This window comes from Mesorhizobium sp. WSM4850 (genome assembly GCF_055811735.1).
Genome location: NZ_JBVVPV010000135.1, coordinates 1 through 1254, shown reverse-complemented (window position 1 = coordinate 1254; position 1254 = coordinate 1). Strand labels below are relative to the sequence as shown.

Here is a 1254-nt window from a genome sequence, read left to right as displayed (position 1 = left end):
ACGCAGCTAAATTCACGCCATGGGCTTCGTGCCCGGTTTAACGTTCGTCGGAATCCAATACGGGAGCCAACAGTGGTCGCCACAAAATTGAATTTCAGCTTGGAAGAATATCGAACGCGGCTTAGCAAAACTCGTTCTGAGATGCAGAGGCGCGGCATTGATATGCTCATCATTAGCGAACCTGCGAACATGGCTTGGCTGACCGGCTATGATGGTTGGTCCTTTTATAACCACCAAGCGGTCATCGTGCCCCCTGAGGGTGACCCGATATGGTGGGGTCGGTGCTCGGATGAGAACGGCGCTAAGCGAACGGTTTATTTCTCCGATGATAATGTCGTCAGCTACGATGACAAGTACGTCCAGACGCCTGCCTGTCATCCGATGGAAGATCTTTGCAGAGTTCTTGTCGGCCGCAAGCTCGACAAGGGCGTAATCGGCCTTGAGAAGGACAACTACTATTTGTCTGCGACCGCCTTTGAAACTTTGGCCTCACGGCTGCCGAATGCCAAATTCGTTGATGCGACTGTGCTCGTGAACTGGCAGCGAGCGGTTAAGAGTCCGCAGGAACTCGAATACATGCGCAAGGCGGGACAGATCGTCACCCTCATGCATGAGCGCATCTTGGAAAAGATGGAACCCGGAATGCGCAAGTGTGACCTTGTTGCACAAATCTACGATGCAGCGATTCGCGGAACCCCCGAGTTCGGAGGTGATTACCCGTCCATCGTACCGATGCTTCCGTCAGGCGCCGAATTATCGGCGTGCCATTTCACGTGGGACGATCAGCCTCTCCGAAACAATGAAGGAACCTACTTCGAAATAGCCGGTGTTCACAAGCGCTACCATGTCCCGACCGCCCGGACCTACTGCCTCGGCAAGGTGCCGCAGCATTTTTTGGATGCGGAGAAGGCCACGATTGAGGGTATGGAAGTGGGCCTCCAGGTTGCCAAGCCAGGCGCGACTTGCGAGGACTGGGCCGTGGCATTCTTTGATGTCCTTGAGAAATATGGACTGGAGAAGACTACTCGAGCCGGATATCCAGTCGGGCTGTCATACCCTCCGGATTGGGGTGAACACACGATGAGCTTGCGGCGAGGGGACAGGACCGTGCTCCAGCCCGGGATGATCTTCCACTTCATGACTGGTTTCTGGTACGACGACTGGGGTTTCGAAATCACCGAGACCGTTCTCATCACACCTGATGGGAACGAGTGCCTGTCGAAGGTACCCAGGAAGCTTTTCGTCAAAGCCTAG

General features: G+C 54.7%; 1 protein-coding gene. It reads left to right on the top strand.

Features of this window, described 5'->3' with window-relative positions:
* Window positions 1–72: 72 nt before the first annotated feature.
* Window positions 73–1254 (top strand): ectoine hydrolase DoeA, encoded by a 1182-nt coding sequence (gene doeA / locus AC0L2Z_RS35255; protein WP_473630625.1) that lies wholly within the window; start codon window positions 73–75, stop codon window positions 1252–1254.